This is a genomic window from Microbulbifer maximicatervae (SeqCode) (assembly GCF_052467615.1).
This window is the reverse complement of the sequence record NZ_CP174319.1, coordinates 2,001,677-2,019,755: the sequence shown is the minus strand read 5'-3', so window position 1 is coordinate 2,019,755 and position 18,079 is coordinate 2,001,677. Positions and strand designations below refer to the sequence as shown.

The following is an 18,079-nucleotide window of genomic DNA, read 5'->3' as shown; positions in this document are numbered from 1 at the left end:
TCTTGCAAGCCTTCAATCTGGAAGATTAATATCCACCCTCCTCCAATCGACTGGCATTGATTATGGTCCTGACCAGGGCATTTTATCGCAGTGGTCACACTGCAACCCAGCAACGACAACCCGTTTCGTTTGTGGATGTCAGGAAGCGATTCGGCTTTCGTTCGATTGCTGTTGGCCGATGGGTCACTCGCGAGGAGCGCGATCGGGCCGCAGGGCTTTTTTATGATGCTCTTGTTGATCTAATGACCATTCTTCAAGGACCGGAAGCGTTGGTATCCCTCCGAGGTACATTGTCTTTTCAATATGGAATCGGCGGGCGCCCGGGGATGGCTGCCTTTTATGACCCTACTGCCCGGAGCTTTTCTCTCGCCAAGAACGCAGGGCCTGGCTCTATTGCCCATGAATGGTTTCATGCATTTGATCATTACTTGGCCCAAAAAGCGTTCAGTGATACGTCCTGTACCATGTATGCCTCAGAGGCCTGGTTGCGGAATGCAACTCCAGTACCCCACCCGCTCAATGACTTACTTTTTGCGTGCTTTAAAACTGTGATGCTGGATGAGAGTGGTAATAACCCCAGTGACTTGGTGACTGCTTCCGTCAGTGCCGATAAAGCTAATGGTTCTGTCTACTACAGTGAGCCTGTAGAGATGAGTGCTCGGGCTTTCGAAGCATTTATTCAGGATGCCAGTATCAACAATAATTTTTTGGTTGCTGGCTCAAAGGCTAGTCAAGAGGCAAAGTTGGGACTGTATCCACAGGGGCAGCAACGCAAAAGAATTAACCAGGCTTTCACAGCCTATTTTTCCTATTTAGGACGAAACCTTCAGGCTTCCACGGGTGGAGACAATGACGTCAACCCTTAGAAATACCTTTCTTCTGGGCACAGCCCTTCTCGCTGGTGTAGTCGCTTGGGTATGGGCTGAGCTTTCAAAAAGCTATGAATTGATTGCAATAGCCAGCGATCCCGTGCTGTCAGCGGAGCGTGGATTCATTGATGCGGAAGATGATTTCATTCATAAACGGGCTAAGTTCGTGGATGTTTATTCTCCAGGGGTTGGCCATGTAACGCCCGGGATACTAGAAGAAGACTTGCAAGGTAAGTATGCTGAGTTCAGACCTCAGGAAACATTTTTCTTATGTGGAACCGGCTTCCATATTGAAGATTACGCTCTGGATAGCGAGCAGCACGAACACAATAAATTTTACGCTCAAGCATACAATGCCAAGTTATTGGAACTCATCAGCAGTTCAGCCCAGCGTTATGACTGAACGAATACACATCTCTTCAACTAACTATATTAGGCATTGCTCATTGTGGTAATTTGCTCCACAACCAGTTTGCATACAGCTAATGTCTTCATGAGCCAAAAACCTTCCACACAATCCAACATCCTGATCGTTGAAGACGATCGCGGTCTCAACGACCAACTATGCGAGATGATCCAAAGCGCAGGATACCAGGTCAACGCCTGCTTTGATGGCAATACCGCATTGCTGGAAGCTGCCAGGCAACAACCTCAATTAATTTTGCTCGATTTGATGCTGCCGGAAATGGACGGTATTTCTCTACTCAAAATTTTACGCAAAACCAGTCAGGTTCCGGTCATCATCCTAACTGCCAAGGGCGCTGAAGAGGAGAGGATCGCAGGCTTTCGCCATGGAGCAGATGATTATGTGGCCAAGCCATTTAACAAGACCGAGCTGTTACTGAGGATTGAGGCGCTATTGCGCCGCAGTCAACCAGTGATGATGGAGGCCGTCCACCATACAGAAATCGACAACCTGCAACTCGATTTGAATGCTCAGCAAGCATTCACCGGCGATCTGGCAATTGATTTTACCGCGACCCAGTTTAAATTGTTGTGGGAGTTAGCGGTTCACCGGGGAGAGGTATTGAGCAAAGCCTATCTCTCACAGCAGGTTCTCAACCGTACTCTGGGTGCCTATGACCGCAGTTTGGACATGCACTTGAGTCGAATCAGGCGCAAGCTGACTGGAGCAGGATGGCGTGGAGACCGATTACAAACAGTGCATGGCAGAGGGTACTGTTTGAAATGAACCGCAAACTTTTTTGGAAACTATGCCTTCTGATTACTGCGGGCATTGTCTCTCTCTTTTACCTGATCAACTCCCTGACTATTCGCACCGAGGAGCAGATGAGTATGCTGGAGGCATCTCATCGAGAGGAATTGAAAGAGTGGGGAAAGGAGGCGGAAGCGCGGTTTCTCTCCGGCAACGAGGGGGAATTGGAACAGTGGTTAAAAGAATTACAGGAGAAGGAAAACACCTGGGCCACAGTTACCCAGTATGAGTTAATCCATGTAGCTGGTGCGACGGGAAATGAACATCGTTACATCGGCTATAACCTCGGCCGGGATGTGGATTGGAAGGTCCACCTGTATTTTGAAGAAAACCCGGTGATGGAAATTCCTTTTGCAACCGAGCAAACCAGCCTCTTAGTACTTCTTCCCGATAGGATGCGCCCTGGCAGCTACTGGAAAACAACGCGACTCTTGCTGCAAATACTCCTACCAATGGGAATCTTAGCTTTAGTTTCCGTGATGCTCTATCGCCATATTATGCACCCGCTGCGCAAACTAGAGCAGGCAACACGTGAGTTTAGTCGGGGAAACTTTGATGTTCGAGTGCACCGCCAATTGGGAAATCGTGACGATGAGATTTCTGAATTAGCCAAAACTTTTGATCAAATGGCAACTCGAATAGGCGAGCAAATCGTCAACCAGCGCCAGCTAATCGCGGATCTATCTCACGAACTCAGAACTCCACTCACCCGACTGGATATTGCCATAGAGGGAGCTGGAGCAAGTCACGCTGATGATAAAAATATCCAGAGAATTCAGCGGGAGTCTGCTCATATCAGGCGCCTGGTAGATGATACGCTCACCCTTGCCTGGCTGGATAACGAACAGCCTTCTATAGGTATCGAAGACTTGGATCTGGTCGACCTTATCGATGTGATTGTCGAGGATGCCCGTTTCGAATTTCCCGATCGCACTATCTGCACTCATTTGCCAGACTCGGCTGAAATAAGACAGTCTAATCACAAGGCAGTGGGACAAGCCTTGGAAAATATCTTGCGTAACGCCATGCGCTATACTCCGAAGGGACAAGCCGTTCATGTCCTTCTGGAGGGAAATACGAAAAATAAATTTGTTATTGATATTGAAGACTCTGGCCCCGGAGTTCCTGAAGCACTACTGGACAGTATCTTTAAGCCTTTCTTCCGAGCAGATCAGTCTCGCACATCAAAATCGAAAAATTTTGGGCTGGGCCTGGCGTTGGCGCGACGCCAGCTACATAGCGTGGGCGGAACCATAGAAGCCTCCAACCGCTCTGTAGGAGGATTGTGTATGAGAGTAACTCTCCCCACTCAATCTTTGGAGCCTGCATAAGGTAACTCTCCAACACACTGATGCAACTAAATGTAACAAATGCAACACTGCTGTACTTCACAGTTGCCAATAGGAATAATTCGCATTAGCAAATAGGTAACTCTGTGAAGGACAGCCAATGGCCCGCAATATTTCCCACAATAAATACGCGTTACTCCCCTTGATGGTATCCAGTGCCCTGGCCTCTGGCATCAGCCAGGCACAGGAAGTACAAAAGCAAGAAGATAACGCTGAAGCCGCGATGGAAACTGTAGTAGTTGTCGGCGTGGCGACTGATACCGAGATCACCCCAGAAGAGCTCGATAAGCAGCAGGCAAATGATCTCAGTGATGTCTTCCGCCAGATTCCGTCCGTATCTGTTGGTGGATCGGTGGGTATTGCGCAGAAAGTCTATATCCGTGGCATGGAAGACACCCTTCTCAACGTTACCGTTGATGGTGCTCCTCAAACCAGTACCCTCTTCCACCATATTGGCCGGGTATCCATAGAGCCGGAGTTGCTGCAGAAAGTTGAAGTGCAAGCTGGCGCAGGCGAAGCTACCAGCGGTGCTGGCGCTATTGGCGGTGCTATCCGCTTTGAGACCAAAGATGCGGACGACCTACTCGATGAAGGCGAGCAGTTTGGCGCAATAGTGAAAGGCTCGTTCTTTAGCAATGATGGCGAAAAAGCCAGTGCTTCAGTGTATGGAAAAATCACTGACAACTGGGGACTGCTCGGATCATTTGTGACCGTTGATCGCGATGAGATGGAGGATGGCGACGGTGACACTATCTATGGTACTGCTGCCGAGCAGGATTTCGCCTTTATAAAATTAAGTGGCGATTTATCTGAAAATCAAAAGTTGAGCCTCAGCTTCGAACAACGGGATGAATCTGGAGAGTACGGCCAACGCCCCAACTGGCCTGCCCTTGAGGGAGATACTCTCTACCCAATGGATGCTGACCGCCAGACTTTTGTCGTGAATCACCAATTTGCTCCCAGCGCGTTGATCAATCTTGAGACTACCGTATATCACACAAAGTCAGAAGTGGAGCAGAATGTATTCGATAGATGGGGTAAGTACGGTGCCTCAGTAGAAACCCTTGGCTTTGATTTGCGTAATACCAGCAATATCGGCCAGCACACCCTCACCTACGGCATCGAAGCCCGTGAGGATGAAGTGGAAAGCCGCTACCTCTCGGAGCCTTATACCGGTATCTCTTTCCGCGAAGAAGGCCAGGTTCGCAGTGCCTACATTCAGGACCATTGGCAGGCAACAGACGAACTATTACTGAGTTTTGGTCTCCGCTACGACGAATACGAGCTGGAGCAAGTAACCCATGGCGATGAGACTGATAGCCAAGGTTTCAGCCCCAATATCGGTATGAGTTACTCTTTGACCGATGCGATCACCCTCACCCTGGGCCACGCAACAGCGATGCGCGGCAAGGAAGTTGGAGATGGGTTTACGCTGGAATCGGCAGAACTTGCACCTGACCTAGATGCAGAAACCGTCGACAATACTGAGCTGGGATTGGAATACAGCCAGGATGGACTTGAGTTAAAAGCCGCTGTCTACCGCAGTACGATCGATGACGTTATTCTCGATCAGCTCGGAGGTGGTACATACTACGAAAATGTTGGTGAGCTAGAAACCGACGGCTTTGAACTCAGTGCTTCTTACGCATGGGATAATTTAACGCTGAGCGCGGCTTTCAGTCACAATGATTCAGAGCTTAATGGGAATACCGTAGAAGCCTATGAACACAATGGCTTGGCGAATGCCCGTGGCGACACCTATAACCTGAACGCTAACTATGCAATTACACCTAAGTTAGAACTGGGCTGGAACTACACTCGTGTTGATGAGCTGAGTAATATTGAGGTTTTACACCGTGCAGTAGAACTTGGTTGGATCGATAGCACCCAAACCGTAGATAAGTCTGGTTACGATGTGCACGATCTATACTTGCACTGGGAGCCTTTGGCAGATGATCGCCTGAATGTGAATTTAGCCGTTCAAAACCTGTTTAATGAGCAGTACCGGGATCACTCCAGCGTGGCCGATTATACCAATATTCCTGGCTGGGATATTGTATCTGGAGTTTATGAGGCGGGCCGGGACGTTCGACTGTCAGTAGACTACCGCTTCTAATCTCCTTTATTTGTTTATTTACTATCAGGGCGCAATGCACTTGCATTGCGCCCTTTGTTGCCTATGAAATCCAGATACCGTTTACTGTGGATCAAGCTCCACACCTATTTTTCCTGCTTTTTTCTACCCATTGCCATTTTGTATATCGCCACGGGCGTGCTCTACCTATTTGATATAGAGGGGGGCGTCGACGAACAATTTGAGTACACAGTTTCTCTACCCAAGGGCTTACCCAGCAATGAGCAAGAGACCCTAGATACTATATCTCCGTTTGTTCAGCCCACAGAAGTATCATTGCCGGCAGATTTCTATTTGGAGGATGAGTGGATTGGCTGGTATGGCTACAAACGCCAAGTCTATTTGGAGCCTAGCCAGGATAAGCAATCAGCGATACTTCATGTAAAAGAACATGATCTATGGCATCAATTTCTGCTGATTCATAAAGGTCATGCTGGCCCCCTCTTCTGGTTCTCATCCATTATGCTTGGTGCGAGCCTGCTATTTAGCTTGATTAGTGGATTAGTGGTTGCTTTTGCGGTGCCAAAATTCAGGAAGACTTCTATACAATTTACTTCTCTCGGGCTTATTGCACTGGTAATTGCCTTTTTTATTGGGGGCTGAAGTTTCACCATTTGAGGGAGTTCTAGCTAGGGAGCCTCTGAGCAGCTATATGCATCTCTATAGCTCTTCAAGGTACACATTATGCGACTTTAAGAGCGGGTTCACGAAATTACCCAGAGCCCCTAGCTCCAGCTTAAAACTTTAAGCCAGTTGACAAATCTTATCCTCCAACTGCTGTTTAAATTGATAAAGATGGATGCCATCCAGAAAGCAGTGATTAACTTCAATATACATCGAAGTGACAAGGCGGCCCTCCTGGCGATGGTATTTACCCCAGAAAATAAAAGGTATTCCTGGATCACAACCTTCTTTCTGTACAGGCTTTACCTGTAGACCAGAGAAGTCACCCCAGGGGTAGCAGCTGATATTCAAGATATCATGGCGGCTGATGAAATTTTCTACGGGGAGGTACTCAGATTGTGCCTGTGAAAGTTCCCTTGCCTTGTGGACGAACTCTGTCAGATTCGTTTCCATTCTTGCCATAACGAGTTTGAATAACTCATTATCCCCTAAATCAGAAAATAAGGGGTGCAGCATGTCATGCTCAATGGGCTGGCCATTGACGATACGATGCCTGAAACCCGCTATTTCATTTCCCACCTGCGTGACAAGAAAAATAAGGCTGTAATAAAAAGGGAGTGTATTCTTTTTACAGAAAGATACCAGATTTGTCACATCGACCGGCTGGGTTAAGCCTATCCGAGTTGACCCTGCACTGCTCATAAAAAATTCAAAGTGGGCCTTTCTATTCCAGCGTTCGATATCAATAGGAGTCATGGACATATGAATATCGAGCCTTCAATGGATATTCATAGTTTAGGGTAGATTATAAGCAGCATCGGTGTTGCTAGTAGCTTTTATCTAGTTAGGACACCTGGAATATATTTAGAGGCATTAGCTACCATGCTGTAATCGCCATATCAAAACGCTCTTCCCTTCCGACTAATACCATTTTAGTAACGCTACTATTTCTCTCTTTCGCTCCTGTTTGAGGCACTAAAATAAGTCCCAACAACAGACTGTGCCACCTCATAAAAAGCGTTCATCTGTGCATAATTTGCAAAAGTGATGTTCCTGCTTATAAGTTTTAAGAAGGATAGAGCTCCCTATAATAACTTCCAGCTGTTAAAGCGAAATATCATCTAGATAACCAGGACTATTAACTATGACTACCAAGTACGAAAATGCCGTTTTGGATGATCAAGCATTGATCGAGGGACTTAAGTCTATTAACCCGGTATGGGGAGATCTAGCTGTACGAGTCGCAGGCGAGGTATGGGGAAAGCCGCTTCTGGATCAAAAAACCAAAGCACTAATCACTATCGCTATTGACCAAATGGCGCTCAATGTAAATGGTGAAGGTAACCCGTTTGGAGCCCATGTTGATATGGCACTCAAACAAGGGGCAACGTATGAAGAGATTGAGGAATTGATTGTTTTTGCCTCAATGTATACGGGCTTCAATAAAGGGGCTACCACCATGGGCGCACTGAATAAGCTTCGCCATGATCGAGGAGACATCTAATGGCTATCCCCGGACTTAAAAAAGCAGATCATATAGGATTCACCGTCCCCGATGTTGATTTGGCCGTTGAGTTCTTTAGTACACACTTTGGTTTTGAATTGGCTTATACGTTTGGGCCATTTGCCTCAGACGATACCTGGATGACGGATCACCTTAATGTAAATCCTCGTGCAGAGATCAAGAAAATTGCTGTTATGAATGCTAACAGCATCAACCTGGAAATATTCGAGTATGCCGACAACATAGATCGAAATAAGGTGGCACCAAACAATGCTGATGTTGGGGGGCATCATTTAGCATTCTATGTTGAAGACATTGATGCTGCGGTTGAATACCTCAAGAAACAGAATATAGAGGTGCTCGGCGCCCCTACGGTAATGACTGAAGGGCCAACTGAAGGAGAGACCTGGGTATATTTCATGGCTCCATGGGGCATGCAACTTGAACTCGTTTCATACCCTAATGGAAAGGCCTATGAGCATTTGACTAACGTACGCTTATTTGACCCTCGATGAATATTCTCGCCACTATTTTGGTTGTTATTGCAGGTATGGGGCTCTCCGTCGAGGCGGGATTGTTAGGGCCCTTAGGTATGCAGGTTGGTCACTTGTGGGCCACCTTAAGCATATTTGGTGTTGGGGCAGCCCTACTTTGGCTCATCAGTCTATTTGTCCCCAGTGCAAAATATATAAGCTGGCGAGAGGTTCCAAAGTGGCAGCTTTCAGGTGGCTTATTGGGACCTGTTTACGTTGTTGTTCTAACTTTAGCCACTCCTATACTTGGAGTAGCTATGACCATGATCGGGATTCTTGTGGGGCAAACAGCCAAAAGCTTCCTAATTGACTCACTGGGGTGGTTTGGGGTGCGTAAACAGCCCATTAATCTCCTGAGAGTATGTGGGGCAACATTTTTATGCCTTGCATTATATTTTACCTACTTGGGAGCCAAATTATGATTGGGCTTATGTTACTCGCAGTACTATCCGGCGTAGCGTTGAGCTCCCAGGCGGCAATTAACGGAAAATTTGGAGAAAGTGTAGGAGTTGTCCAAAGCGCCCTATTTACCTTTGGTATCGGAGCTGTAGTGATGGGCTTACTGGTGTTTTTCTTTGGAAAACACAGCGGCCCATCAATTCTTTCCGTACCTAAGTGGCAACTAACAGGTGCACTTTTTGGTATCTTCTACATGATAGTCGTAGTTGCTGTTGTTCCTAGAATTGGTGTGGCATCAACAACAATTGCAACGATTTTTGGGCAGATGAGCATGAGTTTGATTATTGATACCCAGGGATGGTTTACGAATCCGTCTATCCCGTTAAGTTCCTGGCGAATTGCCGCAATGGTTTGCGTAGTTCTAGCGTTGATCTGTAATTACCTTGCTAATCGGAGAGCGCCAGTTCGTAGTAATGAGGCACTGCAGCCCGCTATCCAAAGTTAGCTGAATATACAGGAGTAAAGCACTACTCAGAGGGGCCATAACATCACTCAACAGTTACCCACTATCGACCGCTAGCTAATGAATTACGATATATCAATATTAGAGTTAAAACTGTTCTTAATGACGGCCCAATTGGGTAACTACTCTGAGGTTTCCAGGCAGCAGGGAATGACACCGTCCTCTGTATCGCGAAAAATGGCCCAGCTAGAGGGCAAAGTGGGAACCAAACTACTGCACCGTCATACCAGGGCAATATCACTGACGGATGAAGGTACGGCCTTCGCAAAGTATTGTAGCGATATTGTTCGTCAGTATGAGCTAGTTTGCGGGCAAATTGAGCAAAGAGCCAACACACCACGGGGGGTTGTTAAAATCAGCGCCCCCGTTGCTTTTGGGCGGCTTCATATTGCTCCTTATATTCCAGATTTGTTAGAGCTTTATCCGCTGCTTAGGATCGAAATGCAGCAGACAGATAGCTTTATTGACCCTGCTAAAGAGGGTATTGACTTACTTATCAGAATTGGAGCGCTCCAAGATTCAGGCTTGAAAATGAATCGCTTTGGCAATCATAACTTTGTATTGGCAGCCAGCCCGGAATATCTGAGAGCAAATGGGGTTCCGGAAACCCCAGAGCAGTTAATTGCTCACAACTGTTTGGTATTTAAGGGAACCAATGGGCTACAGCGCTGGTTTATCGGTAAAGATGGTTTGACACCCTATGAAGTTAAGGGATCACTTTACAGCAATAATGCAGAAACGCTGGTTTCCAGTGCTATAGGGGGAGCTGGGGTTGTTATGTTCCCAACTTGGTTAATCAATGAAGAGATTCGGTTGGGCAAGCTGGTTCCTATTTTGACTGACTACCGCGCATCTTCATCGGCAGAAAACCAAACTATCAATGCACTCTATTTACCTACGGATAACCTAGCTCCCAAAGTACGTGTTGTTATTGATTTCCTTAAGGAGAAATACGGTAGTCCCTGCTATTGGGATGCTAAATAGAGAAGCCTTCTCGCTATGACTCGGTGGGTATCGTGTACATTGTACTGCAAACAGGTTTTGGTTACAGGCAGGGGCTCCTGCCTGTAACTTCTGCTTGGTATTGATAAGCCGGCTAGTCTAAATAATCTACACTCATCAAATATCGTAAGAAGAGTTAAAATTTATAACTCACCATTAATGACGTACGTCTAGAGCTATCAGTGCCCACGATTGGGCTATTACTAATCTCATTGCCATACCAGGTTTGATATACGCCCCCCATAAGAATAAGGTTTGGGCTAATGTTGTATCCCACTTGTACACCTAACCGGGTAATGATATCTGCATCTGCCTCATATGCTGCCCTATCTTGAGTTACTTCATTTAGGTCCACGCCATAGTAGTAATCCAACGCACTATCACTTTGCCAGCTAATAGTGAAGTCGGGTTTGATGATCCACTTTTGGTGCTTGTAAGGCAGACTATATCCAGCCGATAGACTGTATCCGTCGTGGGTATTACTGATATCTTGTGAGATGCCAACCTTCCAAAGGCCTACCGGGCTTTTATAGTTCATAGATAAGTTGGCAAGAATCGCCAGATCCAGCTCTTCCATATCGCTGAGTTTATCACTGTCCCCTCTGTCTCTATCGCCAGCGAAGTCGCCGCCAATACCAAACTTCACTCGAAGTTTATCATCGTGGTACACATCAGCTCCCAACTCAAAACCCTGAAAGTAAAAACGCTTGTAGCGGGCTGAGATCAATGGAAATATGTTGTTTTGGTCCTCTCCATCAACGTAGATTGACTCAACGCTAAAGGTCCCAATACCTACAGAAAGTGCCGTCTCATCCTGCTTTGGCGGCTTCTGGGTAACTTCATCTGCAAAAGCTAGGCTGGATAATGCCGAACTCACCAGCGCGGTGCATATACTCAAAGTTAATGGCAGAGAACTCTTATGGTTTTGATCTCGCAAACTAGACATATTGAATCCCAATTTGAACTGGTTGAAGTTCCGTTATTTCTGGAGTGGATTCTATGCCGCTAAAGGTAAACGCCAGGTAAATAAACTCATGCCCAGGCCAGGTTAACGGTTAAGTATTGTTCATTTTTGTTGTAAGAAAAGACCCATTGCTGCTGATCGGCCACTTGCTTCAGGATATGAAGGCCTAAACCAAAACCCTGCCCTTCCCCCCTGTCAAAATGCACCTGCTGTTCCGGCAGTATGGGGTTCTGAACCCGGATTCCATTTGCATCAAAATCAATATCGATAATTCCCTCAAGGGTATGCTCAAAGGCATTTCTGAGCAGATTGGTTATGGCGATATCCAATAGCACTTGTACTTGCTTCAAGTTGACCAAACTATCCGAATTGAGATGAACCTGTACATCTCGCTGACCCAAGAGGTATTTGAGCTGCTCAACTCGAGTTTGAATCATATTACTGAAATCAAATTCTGTTGATTCCAGATTTACCTTGCTTTGAGATAGCAGTAGAAGTGCCTGTGTTAGCTGGGTCATCTGCTCATAGGAGCGCTCAATCTGCTCCAGTTGAGTATCGATTGGCTTACCTTTTTTTTGCCTTACCTTCACCACATGCAAGGCACTGCCAATCGTTGCCAAGGGGGTTCTCAATTCATGGCTCGCATTCTGTAGAAATTGCCTTTCCTGCTCTTGATGATTCCATACCTGCTGTAGCGACTCTTGCAGTACTCGTCCTACACGACCAAATTCATCCTTCCTTTGCTTTAAAGATTCCGGGATCGGAGTCAACTTATGCCGGCTCTTTTGCGCAAATTTCTCCAGGTCTTTTAATGGCGATATCACTTGTCTTGCAAGAATAAGAGGCACACTTAATGCTAAAGTAAGGGCTAGTAAGATACCGATAAGAACTTCAATTTCTACCTTTTTGTACTTGCTGGGTATTGCAGCTTCTTCTATTTCTAGCACGTAGTAAGTTGTCTTAAGTGCGCTTTCAGCATAAGGCATAATTGCTAAATAGTAGCGATCATCAATTAAGTCTTTGCTAAAGTGCACCCTTTTTTCTTCGCCGTCAGCTTCCTCTAACACGCGCTTTGCCGTATTTGGCAGTGAACTGTACTCATCATATGTTTGTAACTGGGCAAAAAAAGGGTCATCAATAACCCCTCCGGCCTCAATGATACGTTTTTCAGCTACAGATATCAGTGTCGCACCTAAAGCGTGCTTAACCATTTTCACTTTGGATCTCTCGACGACAACTGCACTGCACGCCACAATTGCGGCAAGAATCCAAATATAGTGAAAGAAAAATTTTCTGCGAATGGAGCGATCAAAGGCTTTCATCACGCTTCCCCAGGATAACGCCCTTCCCTCTGATCGTGTGCAGTAGTGGAAAACTGAACCCCTTATCAATTCCCTGCCGCAACCGATACAGATGTACTTTGATTACGTCGGATTCGGGGGAAAGAAACTGCCATAAATGCTGTTCAATTTTTTCTTTAGTAACCAGCTTTGGACTCTGTTGCATCAAAAACACGAGCAATTCCCAACAGATTGGGGGCAGATTTATAGATTTCCCCTGCCTGGTGACTTCATGGGTCTCTAAATTAACTTCCAGGTCCTCAACTTTATACCGGGTTTGGGTAACGCGTCGTTTTATTGATAGAGACCGAATCCGTGCGACCAGCTCAAGCATTTCGAAGGGTTTAACCAGGTAGTCATCCCCTCCAGATTGGAAACCGGCAAGTTTATCGTCCAATTGGTCCAGCGCGGTCAGCATCAATATTGGTGTCGAGCTTCCTGCATTGCGCAACTTAGAGCTCACTTCGAAACCACTTCTACCCGGCATCATGACATCAAGTACGATCACATCGAAGTCATGCTTTAAGGCCAGCTCAGTGGCCATTATCCCATTATCGGCGTAGTCACATCGAATATTGTACTCTTCGAGGCTCTCGATAATATTGGCCGCCAGTGCGTGATTGTCTTCAGCTAAGAGTACCAATAATGGCGTTTTGCAGTCAGGCCCCATTGATCTAGTCACTTAAAAGTTCTCGATAGACCTAGAATAATAAAAGTTATTGGGTAAACGGAAAGTAAATAAGCATAAGATTGCCTACTTACTGATCACCTACGCGAATCCTGCCTGCGAATTAACCAGAAAGCTACTGCAACACCCAAAAATATCGGAGTCACCACGCTTGACAGGAAGTGGGCCTATCAAACCTTCAGAAGCTCTTCCAAAAAATTACTCTATAGTGCCCTCTGTCGGTACTACGCCCTTCATTTGGATTGGGGTTCACTGAGTTGATCCAGGTAACCTGTCGTCGAGTTAAGAGAGCTGGAGGGAGAAATCGACAGTGGGTGATAGACCTAAAGAGTTGGCTGTCGCTACAGAAAAGAGAGGGGGCATATAACAGGAGAGGTACCTCCCCAGCACTTGTGTGGCTGGGGAAGTGAACGGTCTCGCCCCTTATTGGGGGCGAAGCCTAAAGTTTACAGGCAGACAATGTTTTCTGCTTGTGGGCCTTTAGCGCCCTGAGTCACGGTAAACTCTACCTTCTGGCCTTCGGCCAAGGTTTTAAAACCGCCACCGGAAATTGCGCTGAAGTGAGCAAAAACGTCGGGACCGGATTCCTGGGCGATGAAGCCAAAACCTTTCCCTTCGTCAAACCACTTAACGGTACCAGTAACTGTATTAGACATAATAGATATCCTTGATTGAACAATTGCGCTCCAATTGAATGGAGTTGTGCGGGCAAAAAGTATTATTTTAAACGAGACCGAACGAAGGATTATGACTAAAACTACGAGGTAAACTGCAATAAAAAATGGCTTTTAAACCGGCGGACGAATAGTAGCACTAGCCTGTCACCTATGTCCACTTTTGCCTAAACCTACCCTCGACATTGGTACTCAGACCGCCGTCCACTGCCGCATGAAGGCGCGATGAACCGGAGGCACTGAGGCGATGCAGTGGGCCGATAGCCACAATGCCGATTTTGCCAAAGGATTGCTCGAGGAGATCAGCTTTCTCGCCAGCTCTGTTTTCTTAACCACGGACTCCCCTGCCTCATGCCGGGGGGTAGAGTAGCTATCGACCGCACCGTTAGCGATAGCAGATGCTGCGGCTATGGCATCAGCCATACCCAGATTCATCCCCTTCCCTCCCACTGGAGAGTGGCAATGGGCTGCGTCACCAGCCAATAACACCCGGTGCTTTCGGTAAGTTTCTGCCTGTCGGATGGAGATTTTAAAGGCCGCTGTCCTTCGGATGTTGGCGATTTCTATCGGCAGCCTGAGGGTTGCCAGGGCATCTTCGGTTGATGATGCGATGCGAGCGCGTCGCTGCTCGATAGGGAGTACCAAGGTGAACTCACCTTCCCCGCCGTACAAGTCCAGGGTAATCTCTTCCGGATCGAAGTTTCCTCTCAAATCCACATCCGCAATTGACCACTTATTGGGCAGATCAATACCGGGGTACTGTATTTTCAGCTGCTGTCGCACGGCGGACTGTATACCGTCTGCGGCAATCACCCAGTCAAAAGAGGCGCTGGTATTGTCTGAGAAATTGACGGCCGCCTTGTCTGGGGTGGTTGTGATGTTAGTGACTGAGACCCCGTACTCAACTTCGACGCCCCTCTCGGCAAGAGTGTCCCTGAGGATTCCCTCGGTCCGGTTTTGCGGCAACCCGAGAGGCACCCTATCGCGAAACTCATTTCCGCTGTTGTCGATATAAACCAGGGTTCTCTCATCGCGCAATATGTGCATTTTCCTCAGGGGCATCGCCTCTGCAAGAAAGGGATCTGCGGCGCCCAGCTCTCGAAGGGCATCAATGGTGGCTGGCATAATGCCAACAGCGCGGGAGAGTTCAGAGGGGCTGTCTTTGCGCTCAACAATACGGCACTTCAGCCCCAAGGAAGTGAGGGCGACTGCAGCAGTCAATCCGGTCGGACCGGCACCAATTACCAGGATGTCCATCGATACAACTTGTAGCCTGAAAGCTCAACCGGTCGACACAGAATGCCTCGATCGCTACAGGGAGCTTGCTGCTGCAAGCTTAGACAAATTTCTACTGCTGTAGAGGGGCGTAATGGCCACTAAATGCGTGCACAGCCCCTCTTCTCCGGTGTCGCTACTTAAGTACTTTTATCTCTGTCGGAGGAGTCGGGGATGTCACTGTAGCCCAGTGCCGTTGCGGGCTTATCCATTGAGGCACCCTGGCGATCCAGAACACCGATATCCAGCACTGGGGAAGCATCGATATGTTGAGCATCCATCATTTGGGCAACGCGCTGTAGTGAAGCAATTATCATGCTTTGCTCCCAGTCTTTTAGATCGCCAAACTGACGAGCAAACTGGTCCTGAAGCGGGATGGGGGCATCGCGCAAAGTCTCCGCGGCCTCCTCAGTAAGGTAAGCATGCACTTTGCGCTTATCAGCCTGGGAGCGCTGGCGATACACCAAGCCTCTCTTCTCCAGGCGGTCAAGAATATTGGTCACGGTTGCCTGGCTCAGGCTGACCTCGTTGGCCAGTTCGCCGATCGTCACTTCACCCTTATTGCGAATAGCTTGTAGCAACAACACCTGCGGGGCCGTTAAGCCGGTGGTTTTAGCTAGGTGTTTGGAGTGCAGGTCCGTGGCTCTTATTACCCGCCGCAGGGCCACTAGCACTTGTTCGATACTGTTCAAAGTTACCTCTCAATCATGGAGTCAGGGTGATTGCCGGAATTATATCGCCGTACCCCTCAATCACTAAGCGCTTATAACTCGACTGCGAAACATCACCCCCACAAGAGCCTCAGGCTCCATCACAAAACTGTCCATTTTATGGCCAGGCGATCTCTCAGTCGGCATGTCCAATAGAAAATTTTATCGACCTCAAAATATTATTTTTACCTGCCTATAGGCTGTATATCCCACATATCCAGGCATTTCTAGGCCAAATATTGTGACTTGATTCGCCTCAAGTATCCTGGACTTTGAATTTAATTTGTGTACGATATTTAGCGTTCAAAGCATTTTTACTAGTAATCCGGCATAAAAATGCCTCTAAGAAGCTATATTTACGCCATTTGCTCAACACTTGTGCAAGTAAATATTTAGAGGTGAAAAAATATTTAGTCGGTTGGGAAGGTTTTTTGTCTAGCTCAGAAAATATTTTGTTGCGCAGCCCATTGATTGAAGATGGGATGGCCACTTACCGATTGATCAAACGTTGCCCTCCCCTGGATACAAACTCCAGCTACTGCAACCTCCTCCACTGCAGCCATTTCGCCAACACCTCAGTCGCCGCAGAGGTTGATGGAGAGCTGCTGGGCTTTATTTCCGGGTATATCATCCCCGACCGTACAGATACCCTCTTTGTCTGGCAGGTGGCCGTAGACGAGGAGGCCCGGGGGCTTGGACTGGCCTCCCGGATGATAAGTCACATCCTCGAGCGTCCTCACTGTGGTTCGGTCAGATTTATTGAGACCACGATTACAGAACACAACTTGCCGTCTTGGGCGCTCTTCCACAGTGTCGCCGATAAATTATCGGTCGATCTTCACTCCTCACCCTGGATGGACTCTCAAGCCCACTTTGACGGGCTGCACGACTCCGAAACCCTTGTCCGCATCGGGCCTTTCGCCCTCGAAGAAACACCATAAAAGAGAAAATCATGAAGATCTTTGATGAGATTGAATCAGAAGTGCAAAGCTATGCCCGCTCCTTTCCGCGAGTTTTCAATCGCGCAAAAGGCGAGCTGATGTGGGATGAGGAGGGAAATCAGTATCTGGATTTCCTGGCGGGTGCCGGCACACTCAACTACGGGCACAACAACCCGCTGTTCAAGCAAGCACTGCAAGATTACATTGAGGCCGATGGAATTACTCACGGCCTCGATATGCACACCAGGGCCAAGGGTGAATTTCTACAGGCACTGAATGAGAAAATTCTCAAGCCGCGGAATATGGAGTACGTGGTGCAGTTTACCGGTCCGACTGGGACGAATGCGGTAGAGGCGGCGATGAAAATTGCCCGCAATGTAACCGGGCAGCAGAACATCGTCACCTTTACCAACGGCTTCCATGGCGTAAGCCTTGGCTCGCTGGCCGCCACCGGCAACTCGCATCACAGGGATGCTGCCGGTGTCAGCCTCAATGGTACGCACCGCATGCCCTTTGACGACTACCTGGGCAAAAATATCGATACCACAGAATACCTCGATAAAGTCCTCTCAGATTCCAGCAGCGGTATTAATTCTCCCGCAGCAGTGATTGTTGAGACAGTTCAAGGGGAAGGTGGTATCAATGCGGCCAGTATCGAGTGGCTAAGAAACCTTCAATCCGTCTGCAAAAAACACGGCTTACTTTTTATTGTCGATGATATCCAGGCTGGCTGCGGCCGCACGGGCAACTTTTTCAGCTTTGAAGAGGCCGGTATCGAACCCGATATCATTACGCTATCCAAATCCCTTAGTGGCTATGGGCTGCCATTTGCGCTGGTGCTAATGAAACCAGAGCTGGATCAGTGGAAGCCCGGTGAGCACAACGGCACTTTCCGTGGCAACAATCTGGCTTTTGTAACTGCGAAAGCCGCTATCGATCATTACTGGTCTGACGAAAACTTCTCACGGGAGATTAAACGCAAGGGCAAATACATTTCCGAGCGTTTGAATGAAATTGTCAGCCGATATGGTGAGGGCAACTTCACCACCAAAGGCCGGGGCATGTTTCAGGGTATCGACTGCATCAGCGGCGAACTTGCAGGAAAGATCACCAAACTCGCATTCAAGCAGGGGCTGATTATTGAAACCAGCGGAGCCGATGACCAGATCGTTAAGCTCCTTTGCCCACTGATAATCACCGATCAAAACCTTAAAAAAGGGATCGACATTATTGAATCCGCTATCCGGGAAGTCTGTGCCGGAGAGCGGGATATGCCTGAGGAAAGAGTCTTTTTTGAAGCCTGCTAGACTTTAAGGGCCTCTGAAAAGGTTCAC

20 protein-coding genes are annotated in these 18,079 nt (G+C 47.6%); 13 read left to right on the top strand and 7 right to left on the bottom strand.

Features of this window, described 5'->3' with window-relative positions; translation table 11 throughout:
- Positions 1 to 62 precede the first annotated feature (62 nt).
- The 6 genes from ACJJIM_RS09115 to ACJJIM_RS09090 all read left to right on the top strand — a co-directional run bounded on the left by ACJJIM_RS09115 (position 63) and on the right by ACJJIM_RS09090 (position 6,171).
- The gene (locus ACJJIM_RS09115) at positions 63 to 866 is read left to right on the top strand and encodes a CLCA_X family protein (RefSeq protein ID WP_444897298.1); all 804 of its coding nucleotides are present in this window, start codon (positions 63 to 65) and stop codon (positions 864 to 866) included.
- Positions 850 to 1,272, top strand: coding sequence for a hypothetical protein (locus tag ACJJIM_RS09110; protein WP_444913060.1), 423 nt, complete (start codon positions 850 to 852; stop codon positions 1,270 to 1,272). Before ACJJIM_RS09115 ends, ACJJIM_RS09110 begins: the two co-directional genes overlap by 17 nt.
- A 90-nt stretch (positions 1,273 to 1,362) precedes the next feature.
- Positions 1,363 to 2,061 (top strand): response regulator transcription factor, encoded by a 699-nt coding sequence (locus ACJJIM_RS09105; RefSeq protein WP_444913059.1) that lies wholly within the window; start codon positions 1,363 to 1,365, stop codon positions 2,059 to 2,061.
- Positions 2,058 to 3,416 (top strand): histidine kinase sensor domain-containing protein, encoded by a 1,359-nt coding sequence (locus tag ACJJIM_RS09100; RefSeq protein WP_444913058.1) that lies wholly within the window; start codon positions 2,058 to 2,060, stop codon positions 3,414 to 3,416. The genes ACJJIM_RS09105 and ACJJIM_RS09100 overlap by 4 nt, the downstream gene beginning before the upstream one ends.
- Positions 3,417 to 3,534: 118 nt before the next feature.
- Positions 3,535 to 5,550, top strand: coding sequence for a TonB-dependent receptor (locus ACJJIM_RS09095; RefSeq protein WP_444913057.1), 2,016 nt, complete (start codon positions 3,535 to 3,537; stop codon positions 5,548 to 5,550).
- Between the two features lie 63 nt (positions 5,551 to 5,613).
- Positions 5,614 to 6,171 (top strand): hypothetical protein, encoded by a 558-nt coding sequence (locus tag ACJJIM_RS09090; protein WP_413665787.1) that lies wholly within the window; start codon positions 5,614 to 5,616, stop codon positions 6,169 to 6,171.
- Positions 6,172 to 6,312: 141 nt separating this feature from the next.
- Here the strand turns inward: ACJJIM_RS09090 and ACJJIM_RS09085 are convergent, their stop codons facing one another.
- The gene (locus ACJJIM_RS09085; RefSeq protein ID WP_444913056.1) at positions 6,313 to 6,954 is read right to left on the bottom strand and encodes a CatA-like O-acetyltransferase; all 642 of its coding nucleotides are present in this window, start codon (positions 6,952 to 6,954) and stop codon (positions 6,313 to 6,315) included.
- Between the two features lie 382 nt (positions 6,955 to 7,336).
- Here ACJJIM_RS09085 and ACJJIM_RS09080 point away from each other — a divergent pair, with 382 nt between their 5' ends.
- The 5 genes from ACJJIM_RS09080 to ACJJIM_RS09060 all read left to right on the top strand — a co-directional run bounded on the left by ACJJIM_RS09080 (position 7,337) and on the right by ACJJIM_RS09060 (position 10,135).
- Positions 7,337 to 7,696, top strand: coding sequence for a carboxymuconolactone decarboxylase family protein (locus ACJJIM_RS09080; RefSeq protein WP_413665785.1), 360 nt, complete (start codon positions 7,337 to 7,339; stop codon positions 7,694 to 7,696).
- Positions 7,696 to 8,211 carry a VOC family protein gene (locus ACJJIM_RS09075; RefSeq protein ID WP_444908312.1) on the top strand — a complete coding sequence of 172 codons (516 nt, stop codon included), beginning with the start codon at positions 7,696 to 7,698 and terminating at the stop codon, positions 8,209 to 8,211. The genes ACJJIM_RS09080 and ACJJIM_RS09075 overlap by 1 nt, the downstream gene beginning before the upstream one ends.
- On the top strand, positions 8,208 to 8,651 hold the full coding sequence (locus ACJJIM_RS09070; protein ID WP_444908313.1) for a DMT family transporter: 444 nt from the start codon (positions 8,208 to 8,210) through the stop codon (positions 8,649 to 8,651). The genes ACJJIM_RS09075 and ACJJIM_RS09070 overlap by 4 nt, the downstream gene beginning before the upstream one ends.
- Positions 8,648 to 9,133: a DMT family transporter gene (locus ACJJIM_RS09065; protein ID WP_444908314.1), complete on the top strand. Its 486-nt coding sequence runs from the start codon at positions 8,648 to 8,650 to the stop codon at positions 9,131 to 9,133. Before ACJJIM_RS09070 ends, ACJJIM_RS09065 begins: the two co-directional genes overlap by 4 nt.
- A gap of 78 nt (positions 9,134 to 9,211) precedes the next feature.
- On the top strand, positions 9,212 to 10,135 hold the full coding sequence (locus ACJJIM_RS09060; RefSeq protein WP_444913055.1) for a LysR family transcriptional regulator: 924 nt from the start codon (positions 9,212 to 9,214) through the stop codon (positions 10,133 to 10,135).
- 154 nt (positions 10,136 to 10,289) lie between these two features.
- On the opposite strand, the gene ACJJIM_RS09055 is transcribed toward ACJJIM_RS09060, so the two are convergent.
- The 6 genes from ACJJIM_RS09055 to ACJJIM_RS09030 all read right to left on the bottom strand — a co-directional run bounded on the left by ACJJIM_RS09055 (position 10,290) and on the right by ACJJIM_RS09030 (position 15,786).
- Entirely contained in the window at positions 10,290 to 11,099 is an 810-nt protein-coding gene (locus tag ACJJIM_RS09055) for a MipA/OmpV family protein (protein ID WP_444913054.1), read from the bottom strand.
- A gap of 86 nt (positions 11,100 to 11,185) precedes the next feature.
- The gene (locus ACJJIM_RS09050; protein ID WP_444913053.1) at positions 11,186 to 12,439 is read right to left on the bottom strand and encodes a sensor histidine kinase; all 1,254 of its coding nucleotides are present in this window, start codon (positions 12,437 to 12,439) and stop codon (positions 11,186 to 11,188) included.
- The gene (locus ACJJIM_RS09045; protein ID WP_444913052.1) at positions 12,426 to 13,139 is read right to left on the bottom strand and encodes a response regulator transcription factor; all 714 of its coding nucleotides are present in this window, start codon (positions 13,137 to 13,139) and stop codon (positions 12,426 to 12,428) included. The genes ACJJIM_RS09050 and ACJJIM_RS09045 overlap by 14 nt, the downstream gene beginning before the upstream one ends.
- A 452-nt stretch (positions 13,140 to 13,591) precedes the next feature.
- Positions 13,592 to 13,801: a cold-shock protein gene (locus ACJJIM_RS09040; protein ID WP_108733254.1), complete on the bottom strand. Its 210-nt coding sequence runs from the start codon at positions 13,799 to 13,801 to the stop codon at positions 13,592 to 13,594.
- A 210-nt stretch (positions 13,802 to 14,011) separates the two neighbouring features.
- Positions 14,012 to 15,076: an FAD-dependent oxidoreductase gene (locus tag ACJJIM_RS09035; RefSeq protein WP_444913051.1), complete on the bottom strand. Its 1,065-nt coding sequence runs from the start codon at positions 15,074 to 15,076 to the stop codon at positions 14,012 to 14,014.
- A 158-nt stretch (positions 15,077 to 15,234) separates the two neighbouring features.
- A complete protein-coding gene (locus ACJJIM_RS09030; RefSeq protein WP_282932789.1) occupies positions 15,235 to 15,786 on the bottom strand; it encodes a MarR family winged helix-turn-helix transcriptional regulator in 552 nt (183 codons plus the stop codon).
- A gap of 449 nt (positions 15,787 to 16,235) precedes the next feature.
- Between ACJJIM_RS09030 and ectA the strand changes: the two genes are divergently transcribed.
- Together ectA and ectB are read left to right on the top strand one after the other, a co-directional pair.
- A complete protein-coding gene (gene ectA / locus ACJJIM_RS09025) occupies positions 16,236 to 16,745 on the top strand; it encodes a diaminobutyrate acetyltransferase (protein WP_444913050.1) in 510 nt (169 codons plus the stop codon).
- An 11-nt stretch (positions 16,746 to 16,756) separates the two neighbouring features.
- Positions 16,757 to 18,052 (top strand): diaminobutyrate--2-oxoglutarate transaminase, encoded by a 1,296-nt coding sequence (ectB, locus tag ACJJIM_RS09020; protein WP_413665775.1) that lies wholly within the window; start codon positions 16,757 to 16,759, stop codon positions 18,050 to 18,052.
- The last annotated feature ends 27 nt before the right edge of the window (positions 18,053 to 18,079 follow it).